Below are 8,937 nucleotides of genomic sequence, written 5' to 3' on the forward strand. Positions count from 1 at the left end.
AGCGGCGCTGCGAATGTGTTCCCTCTCCCGCTTGCGGAAGAGGGTCGGGGTGAGGGGATGAGCGCCGCAGACGCGAGTTTCGCCGCAGCCGCCGACGGCGCCCTCACCGAAAACCGCCCGACACGGGAAAAACCGGGAAAAGCGGCAGCCATTCGTCGCGACCGAACCCTGCCGTATACCCGACCCGCGGAGTATGCTGCGGCGGTCCCGGCCCGGCCGCGTTGAGCGCAGCGCGGTCGTCGCGCCGGACCGCAGCCGGAGCCACCGCGGATGCCCAACGACCACCAGCAACTCCACCGCGGCCTCAGCGAGCGCCACATCCGCCTGATGGCGCTGGGCGCCGCGATCGGCGTCGGCCTGTTCCTGGGCTCGGCCAACGCGATCAAGCTGGCCGGCCCCGGCATCCTGCTGGCCTACCTGCTCGGCGGCGGCGCGATCTTCATCATCATGCGCGCGCTCGGCGAGATGGCGGTGCACAACCCGGTGGCCGGTTCCTTCAGCCGCTACGCGCGCGACTACCTCGGCCCGCTGTCGGGCTACCTGACCGGCTGGAACTACTGGTTCCTGTGGCTGGTGACCTGCGTGGCCGAGATCACCGCGGTCGGCGTGTACATGCAGGTGTGGTTCCCCGGTTCGCCGCAATGGGCCTGGGCGCTGGCCGCGCTGGTGGCGATGGGCTCGGTCAACCTGATCACGGTCAAGGCTTACGGCGAGTTCGAATTCTGGTTCGCGATGATCAAGGTGGTGACCATCGTCGCGATGATCCTCGGCGGCCTGGCGATGATCGTGTTCGGCCTGGGCAACAACGGCGTGGCCATCGGCATCTCCAACCTGTGGGCGCACGGCGGCTTCTTCCCCAACGGCGCGCAGGGCGTGCTGATGTCGCTGCAGATGGTGATGTTCGCCTATCTCGGCGTGGAGATGATCGGCCTGACCGCGGGCGAGGCGGCCAACCCGGCCAAGTCGATTCCCGACGCGATCAACTCGGTGTTCTGGCGGATCGTGATCTTCTACGTCGGCGCGCTGTTCGTGATCCTGTCGCTGTACCCGTGGAACGAACTGGGCACCACCGGCAGCCCGTTCGTGCAGACCTTCGAACGCCTGGGCATCCGCGAGGCCGCCGGCATCATCAACTTCGTGGTCCTCACCGCGGCGTTGTCGTCGTGCAACGGCGGCATCTTCAGCACCGGGCGCATGCTCTACAACCTGGCCCAGCAGAAGCAGGCGCCGGCGGTGTTCGCGCGCACCTCGCCCGGCGGCGTGCCGCGCGCGGCGATCCTGGTGTCGGTGGCGGCGCTGCTGATCGGCGTGGCGGCGAACTATCTGGCCCCGGCCAAGGTGTTCGTGTGGGTGACGTCCATCGCCACCTTCGGCGCGATCTGGACCTGGGGCGTGATCCTGGTGGCGCACATGAAGTTCCGCGCCCGCCTGAGCGCGGCCGAGCGCGATGCGCTGGCGTTCAAGGCGCCGATGTTCCCGGTCGGCTCGTGGATCGCGCTGGCGTTCCTGGTGCTGGTGATCGGGCTGATGGCCTATTTCCCGGACACCCGGGTGGCGTTGATCGTGGGACCGGCGTTCTTGGTCCTGTTGACGGTGCTGTTCTACGCGTTGGGGTTCCATCGGCGCGCAGCGGTGGATTGAGCACCGCGGCGACGGCGCCGGACCCAGGCGGCGCGAGCTTCGGCTCGCGCCGCTTTGCGTTTAGGGCGGCGCTTCCGTAGCTGCGCCGCCATTCCGGCGAAAACCACCATCCGTTTTGATTTTGCCGTTGTCGTTGCCGTTGCTTTTTGCTGGGACGCAACCCCAAGCAAAGCACACGTTCTGCAGCCCCGAAGGGCGTGCGCATGGATGCGCATGCGCGCCATGGGGCAGGATGCCCCTTATGGCGCGGCCCCGCGCCACGATGAGCCATAGTGGCTCTTGATCCGAAAAAACAAGGCCTTTTTTTTTGGTTACTTTCTTTGTGGCTTAAGACAAAGAAAGTGACCCGGCCGCTTGCGGACGGAAGCTCTTGATCTTCGCTTGTCGTCACTCGTGCGAACACGCAAACGCAGAGCCCACCGCGGCACGCCCCCTGTAGGAGCGGCGCAAGCCGCGACCGCGCCATCGCGGCGATTGCGAAAGTTGCGTCGTAGTTGCGTTGCCGCGGTCGCGGCTCGCGCCGCTCCTACAGTCGGATACGCAACCCCTCGCCCGTCATTCCGGCGAAAGCCGGAACCCATTTTGATCTTGCTGCTGCCTTCGCCGTTATCGATATGTCGCGCGATGACAAGCCACTATCAAGAGCTTTCGTCCGCAAGCGGCCGAGCTACTTTCTTTTGTCAGCGCGACAAAAGAAAGTAGCCAAAGAAAAACGCTTGTTTAAGGTCACAAGCCACTAAGTCCAGCGTCTTGCGCGGGACTGCGCCATAAGGGACATCCTGTCCCATGGCGCACGCGCGCATCCATGCGCGCGCCCTCCGGGGCTGGGCGACGTGGGCCTCGGGCGGGGTTGCGTCACAGCGAAGAGCAACTGCAAGAGCAGTGGCAACAGCAACGACACCCGAACCTGGTGGCTTCGCGACCTCGGAGCCGCCTCCCTCGGAGGCGGCGCATTCGAATGTCTCGTCGCAACGGACGCATCCGCCGAGCGCGCGGCAGATGCGTCCCAACGACGCCGGTTTACTCGCCGGCCGCGACGGACCCGCCGCCCGGCGCCTTGGCCTGCAGGCTGCGCGCCGTCTGCGCCAGTTGCAGGAACTCGCCGCGGTAACCGTTGCGATCGTCCCCGCGCGCGCTGCGCGCCAGGCCGATCACGCCGTCCCAGCCGAAACCCGGGCCCAGCCGCTCGCCGCCGCGCAGCATCTCGCCGAAGCCGGCCACGGCCGCGGCGAAGCGCATGCGTTCGCCGGGCTGCGCGGCGATGTCGCGGCGCATCAGCGGGCTCTCGATCAGGCGGCTGCGGTCTTCGCCCGGACGCTTGTAGCGCAGCTTCAGCAGCGCCAGCTCGTCGGGCTTGACCGCGCCGGCGGGCTTGGGCGCCTCGTCCTTGGCGTAGCGCAGCGGGTCGCTGGCCTCGCCGCCGGAGCCGACCAGGGCCAGTTCGTACAGCGCGGTGACGTCGTGGCCGGCGCCGATCTCGCCGGCGTCGACCTGGTCGTTGTTGAAGTCCTCGCGCTTGAGCAGGCGGTTCTCGTAGCCGATCAGGCGGTACTCGGCGACCGTGGCCGGGTTGAACTCGACCTGCACCTTGACGTCGCCGGCGATGGTCATCAGGGTCGAGCCCATTTCCTCGACCAGCACCTTCTGCGCTTCCAGCGCGCTGTCGATGTAGGCGTGGTTGCCGTTGCCGACGTCGGCCAGGCGCTCGGCCATGGCGTCGTTGTAGTTGCCGGTGCCGAAGCCGAGCGTGCTCAGGGCGATGCCGCTCTTGCGCTGGTCGGCGACCAGGGTTTCCAGCGCCTGCTGGTTGGCCACGCCGACGTTGAAATCGCCGTCGGTGGCCAGCAGCACGCGGTTGATGCCGCCGTCGATGTAGGCCTGGCGCGCGGTCGCGTAGGCCAGCTGGATGCCTTCGCCGCCGTTGGTGGAGCCGCCGGCCTGCAGGCGTTCGAGCGCGTCCATGATCTCGCCGCCGTGGTCGCCCGGGGTCGGCGGCAGCACCAGCCCGGCCGAGCCGGCGTAGGCCACGATCGACACCCGGTCTTGCGCGCGCAGCTGCGGCAGCAACTGGGCGAAGGCGCGCTTGAGCAGCGGCAGCTTGTCGGGTTCGTCCATCGAGCCGGAGGTGTCGGCCAGCAGCACCAGGTTGGCCGGCGGCAGCTGCTCGCGCTCCACGTCGTAGCCCTGGATGCCGATCTGCAGCAGCACGCGCTTGCCGTTCCACGGCGCCGGCGCCAGCTCGGTGGTGACCTCGAACGGCACGTCCTTGGATTCCGGGCGCGGGTAGCCGTAGTCGAAATAGTTCACCAGTTCCTCGATCCGCACCGCGTCCTTGGGCGGCAGTTCGCCGGCGGCGAGCATGCGCCGCACGTTGGCGTAGCTGCCGGTGTCGACGTCGATGGAGAAGGTCGAGACCGGCTGTTCGGCGGTGCGGTGGATCGGGTTGGGCTCGATCTTCTCGTAGTTCTCGGTGTTGGTTGCGGGCGCCTGCGCGGCCATCGGCGGCTCGGGCGCGGAGACGTACTCCACGGCGGCGGCATCGGCCGATTCGGCGCGCTCGACCTTGCGGCTGCAGCCGGCCAGGGCCAGGGCGACGGCGAGGCCGGCGACGAGCAGGCCGCGCGCGGGGAGAGGGGAACGGGGGCGAATGCGGAGCGGGGAACGCGACGACATGGTGATCCTCCAATGATCGGTTGTGCGTCGGTGAACTGCAGGCCGCGGGCCGTGCGGGCCGCGCCGCGGCCTTCGTGGCCGGTGGCGGGGCCGTCCCTGGACGGCGGCGATCGGACGCTACACCAAGCCGTCTTCGCTTTTCGTTATGACGCAGTTCGCTTTTTTCGCGGACCGTCGGCGCGGCACAATGAGCACCCCCGCACGGCGGGGCCGCGCACCGGGGAACGCGCGGCCGCGCCCGTCGCGCCGATTCCGCCCTGTCGCCTTCCGCCCACCGCATGACCGAACCGCGTCCCGATCTGACGGCGCTGCTGCAGCGCGCCCACGCCGCGATCGCCCAGGCGCGCGACGTCGAGGCCGTGCGCCTGCTGCAGCGGGTGCTCGAATGCGATCCGGACAACGTCCACGCGCAGTACCTGCTGGCGATCCAGCACGCCCAACTGGGCCTGTACGACCGCGCCGAGCAGCGCCTGCGCGCGGTGCTGGCGCGGCTGCCGGAATTCGTGGTCGCGCGTTTCCAACTGGCGCAACTGCTGCTGATGCGCGGCATTGCGAGCGATGCGCGCCAGTGGCTGCGGCCGGTGCTGGACGCGCCGGCGCCGCTGGGCGACTACGCCCGCGCCCTGGACGCGGCGGCGGCCGGCGAGGCGGCGCGCGCCTGCGCCTTGATCGAGGCCGCGCAGCGCCTGCCGCAGCCGATCCCGGAACTCGCCGCCGACATGGACCGATTGCTCGCGGGCCTGCGCGCGGCGCCCGCAAACGCAGCGGGAGGGACCTCAGCCCCGACGCCGCCGGCCCGGGTCGCGGCGACCTGAGACGAAAGCGTCGGGGCTGAAGCCCCTCCCACGAAAGCTCGCGCGGCGGCGAAGGCTTATTCGGCGTCGGGCGCTTCGGTGAGGTAATAGGCCTCGACCGCGCCCTTGTGCTTCATCGTCATCGGGTTGCCGCGGCGGTCGAGCGACTTGCCGACCGGCAGGCGCACCCAGCCTTCGCTGATGCAGTACTCCTCGACGTTGCTGCGCTCCACGCCGTTGAAGCGGATGCCGATGCCGCGTTCGAGCACGGAAGGGGCGTAGAACGGGCTGCGCGGGTCGTTGGAGAGGCGGTCGGGCGGGGTATCGGTCATGGCGGCGCTCGTGCGTGATGGACTGCGCGCCGGCGCGGACGCGGCCGGCGCGGCGCCTAGGATACGCGCGCGCGCCGGCACGGCCCAGCCTGGGCGACGCCGGCGCACTGCGCGGCGCCATAGAATGGCGCCGACCTCCAAGAGGGCGGTGCCCATGAACATGGCGGCGGCCTGGATCCTGGCGCTGGGGCTGGCGTGGCCGGCCGCTGCGGCGGCGCAAGACATCGAGACCGGCGGGCGTTTGCGCGTGGCCGGATTCGGCCGCGTGGCCTGGCAGCCGGACCTGTACGAACTGGCGTTCGCCGCGGTCGGCGACGGCGCCGACGCGAACGCCGCGCGCGAACGCTTCGAGCCGGCGCAGGCGGCGCTGCGGCGGGTGCTCGACGCCCACGCCGGCGCCCTGGCCGGGCGCGCGCAGGACCCGCCGCGGTTGCAGTCGCGCGGGACCCAGGCGGCGCCGCAATGGCGCTTCTCCAGCCGTTTCGCCGTGCGCGTGCGCGGCGAGGCCGCGCTGGTCCGGCTGCAGCAGGCCCTGGCCGAGGCCGGCGTGGCCGAATTCGAACTGCGGTCGTTCTCCGAACGCCTGCCCGAGTACACCGAGCAAGCGCAGCGCCTGGCCCTGCGCGACGCGCAGCGGCGCGCCCTGGCGACCGCGCAGGAACTGGGCTGGCGTCTGCGCGGGGCGCGCGCGGTGAAGTTCCTCGACGAGCGTCCGTGGTGGTCGCCGCAAACGCCGACCGCGCGGCAGTACGGCGCGCGCGCGTACGACTATGCGGCCGAGGCGCCGGCGCAGACCGGCGAGGTGACGGCGCAGGCGGAGGTGGAGTTCGAGTATTCGCGCTGAGCGGACAGGACAGCGTCGGGCCTGAAGGCCCTCCCACAAGAGCGGCTGTTGTGGGAGGGCCTTCAGCCCCGATGCTCTCGGATCCGGTCGCTTCGACCGCCCGAACGCCAAACCCCGTCCTTGGTCGAACGCCGCGATTGAGGCAGCATCGACGCTTCGCGCCCACCGGAGCCCACGATGCCCCTGCGTTCCGCCCTGCTAGCCTGGAGCCTGCTCATGAGCGCCGCCATCGCCCACGCCGAGACCGCGCCGGTCGAATTGTTGGTGGGCTGCTACACCGGCGGGCAGTGCCAAGGCGTCGGCCGCTATCGCTTCGACCCGGCCAGCGGCCGCATCGATCCGCGGCCGCTGGAAACCATCGTCACCGACAATCCGTCGTGGTTGACCGTCTCGGCCGACGGCGCGCGCCTGTTCGCGGTCAACGAGAACGGCCCGGCCTCGCCCGATCCGGTCGGCCGCGCCAGCAGCTTCGCGCTCGGCCGCGGTGCCGCCCGCAGCCGCGCGCTGTCGCGCGCCAACACCCTCGGCGACGATCCGGCGCACGCCGCGCTCGGCCGCGACGGGCGCTACCTGTTCGTGTCGAACTACTCCGGTGCGCAGAGCCCCGGTGGCAGCCTCGCCGTACTGCCGGTCGATGCCGACGGCCGTCTCGGCGCGGCGGTGCAGGTGCTCGGCCATCGCGCCAGCCAGGCCGATCGCGAGCGCCAACTCGGCCCGCACGTGCACGCCGCCGCGCAATCGCCCGACGGCCGCTACGTGTTCGCCGCCGACCTCGGCGCCGACAAGGTCTATGCCTATCGCTACGACCCGGCGCGCAGCGCCGAGCGGCCGTTGCTGGCCGCGACGACGCCGTGGCTGGAACTGCCGGCCGGCAGCGGGCCGCGCCACCTGCTGTTTTCCGCCGATGGCCGCCATGCCTATCTGACCCTGGAGATGAGCGGCGAGATCGTCGCGCTCGATCACGACGACGGCCGCCTGCGCATCGTCCAGACCCTGGCGCTGGACCCGGGCCGGCGCCAGGGCAACGCCGCCGCCGCGCTGCACCTGTCGGCCGACGGGCGATTCATCTACGCCAGCAACCGCGGCGAGGACAACCACATCGCCGTGTACGCGGTCGATCCCGGAGACGGCCGCCTGCGTCCGCTGCAGCGCCGCGCCAGCGAAGGCCGCGGGCCGCGCGAATTCGCGCTCGCGCCGGACGGGCGCCATGTGGTGGTGGCCAACCAGCACAGCGGCAATCTGGTGGTGATCGCGCGCGATCCGGCCAGCGGCGAACTCGGCGCGACGGTGCAGACCTTGCCGATGGTGTCGCCTTCGGACGTGAAGTTCGTGCCGGGGCCTTCGCGGTAACCGTAGCTTGAGGCTGTTGCGTCGGGCTGCGGCGATTTGATCGGAAGGCATCGGGCCTGAAGGCCCTCCCACAGGAGCGGGGGCGCCGCACGGCGACAACGCATCGTCCCGCCGGCGCGGTTGCCGCGCGCGCCGCCGATGGCGTGCAATGGCGCTCTCCCCTCATCTCAGGAGTGCGGCATGGAACACCGTTATCTCGGCCGCTCCGGCTTGCGCGTGCCGGTGCTCAGCTTCGGCACCGGCACCTTCGGCGGCCACGGCGATTTCTTCAAGGCCTGGGGCCAGACCGACGTGGCCGAGGCGCGCCGCCTGCTCGACATCGCGCTCGAAGCCGGCGTCAACCTGTTCGACAGCGCCGACATCTATTCGCGCGGCGCGGCCGAGTCCATCCTCGGCGAAGCGTTGCAGGGCCGCCCGCGCGACAGCTACCTGATCTCGACCAAGGCCACCTTCCGCTTCGGCGACGGCGAGAACGAGGTCGGCTCCTCGCGCCAACACCTGCTGCGCAGCGTCGACGCCTCGCTCAAGCGCCTGGGCACCGACTACATCGACCTGTTCCAACTGCACGGCTTCGATGCGCGCACGCCGATCGAAGAGACGCTGTCGACCCTCGACGATCTGGTCCGCGCCGGCAAGCTGCGCTACCTGGGCGTGTCGAATTTCTCCGGCTGGCATCTGATGAAGTCGCTGGACCTGGCCGAGCGCCACGGCTGGAGCCGCTACGTCGCCCACCAGGCCTATTACTCACTGATCGGCCGCGACTACGAATGGGAGCTGATGCCGCTGGGCCTGGACCAGGGCGTCGGCGCGGTGGTGTGGAGCCCGCTGGGCTGGGGCCGCCTGACCGGCAAGATCCGCCGCGGCCAGCCGCTGCCGGACACCAGCCGCCTGCACGCCACCGCCGACATGGGACCGCCGGTGGAGCAGGAGTACCTGTACCGCGTGGTCGACGCGCTCGACGAAATCGCCGCGCAGACCGGCAAGACCGTGCCGCAGATCGCGCTGAACTGGCTGCTGCAGCGGCCGACCGTGGCGACCGTGGTGATCGGCGCGCGCAACGAGGAACAACTGCGGCAGAACCTCGGCGCGGTCGGTTGGAATCTTACCCCCGAGCAAGTGGCTACGCTCGACGCCGCGAGCGCGCGCGATAAGGCTTATCCGTACTGGCACCAGGCCGGTTTCGCCGAGCGCAATCCCTCGCCGGTGTGAATCTCGCGGCGCCGCGTAATCTACCTGTAGGAGCCGCGCGAGCTGCGACCGCGGGGCGTCCGCTCGCGTTGCAAGTTTCGTCGTAGTTGCGTTG

At 70.3% G+C, this 8,937-nt stretch carries 7 protein-coding genes and 2 pseudogenes; 5 read left to right on the plus strand and 4 right to left on the minus strand.

The genetic code is table 11. The annotated features are described in order from the left end of the window. The first annotated feature begins 270 nt into the window (after positions 1-270). On the plus strand, positions 271-1,641 hold the full coding sequence (locus RDV84_RS09675) for an amino acid permease (protein WP_309153245.1): 1,371 nt from the start codon (positions 271-273) through the stop codon (positions 1,639-1,641). A 1,020-nt stretch (positions 1,642-2,661) separates the two neighbouring features. Here RDV84_RS09675 and RDV84_RS09680 read toward each other — a convergent pair. Beyond that, the gene (locus RDV84_RS09680; RefSeq protein ID WP_078997788.1) at positions 2,662-4,314 is read right to left on the minus strand and encodes a vWA domain-containing protein; all 1,653 of its coding nucleotides are present in this window, start codon (positions 4,312-4,314) and stop codon (positions 2,662-2,664) included. 278 nt (positions 4,315-4,592) lie between these two features. Here RDV84_RS09680 and RDV84_RS27315 point away from each other — a divergent pair, with 278 nt between their 5' ends. Then, on the plus strand, positions 4,593-5,129 hold the full coding sequence (locus RDV84_RS27315) for a tetratricopeptide repeat protein (protein ID WP_309153246.1): 537 nt from the start codon (positions 4,593-4,595) through the stop codon (positions 5,127-5,129). Here the strand turns inward: RDV84_RS27315 and RDV84_RS27320 are convergent. After that, positions 5,114-5,161 (minus strand): annotated as a pseudogene (locus RDV84_RS27320) (DUF6053 domain-containing protein); the annotation flags it as partial. The gene RDV84_RS27315 and the pseudogene RDV84_RS27320 overlap by 16 nt on opposite strands. A 24-nt stretch (positions 5,162-5,185) precedes the next feature. Further along, entirely contained in the window at positions 5,186-5,440 is a 255-nt protein-coding gene (locus RDV84_RS09690) for a DUF3297 family protein (protein WP_057949257.1), read from the minus strand. Between the two features lie 154 nt (positions 5,441-5,594). Here RDV84_RS09690 and RDV84_RS09695 point away from each other — a divergent pair, with 154 nt between their 5' ends. Next, positions 5,595-6,284, plus strand: a complete 690-nt coding sequence (locus tag RDV84_RS09695) for an SIMPL domain-containing protein (protein WP_309153247.1) — start codon at positions 5,595-5,597, stop codon at positions 6,282-6,284. Positions 6,285-6,461: 177 nt separating this feature from the next. After that, complete coding sequence (locus RDV84_RS09700; RefSeq protein ID WP_309153249.1) at positions 6,462-7,634, plus strand: lactonase family protein; 1,173 nt, start codon at positions 6,462-6,464, stop codon at positions 7,632-7,634. Between the two features lie 15 nt (positions 7,635-7,649). On the opposite strand, the pseudogene RDV84_RS26160 reads toward RDV84_RS09700, so the two are convergent. After that, positions 7,650-7,706, minus strand: a pseudogene (locus RDV84_RS26160) (DUF6053 domain-containing protein); the annotation flags it as partial. Positions 7,707-7,814: 108 nt separating this feature from the next. Here RDV84_RS26160 and RDV84_RS09705 point away from each other — a divergent pair. Further along, positions 7,815-8,843, plus strand: coding sequence for an aldo/keto reductase (locus RDV84_RS09705; RefSeq protein WP_309153250.1), 1,029 nt, complete (start codon positions 7,815-7,817; stop codon positions 8,841-8,843). Positions 8,844-8,937: the final 94 nt, after the last annotated feature.

It is taken from the genome of Lysobacter yananisis (genome assembly GCF_031199375.1).
In the GTDB taxonomy this organism is placed as follows: Bacteria; Pseudomonadota; Gammaproteobacteria; order Xanthomonadales; family Xanthomonadaceae; genus Lysobacter; species Lysobacter yananisis.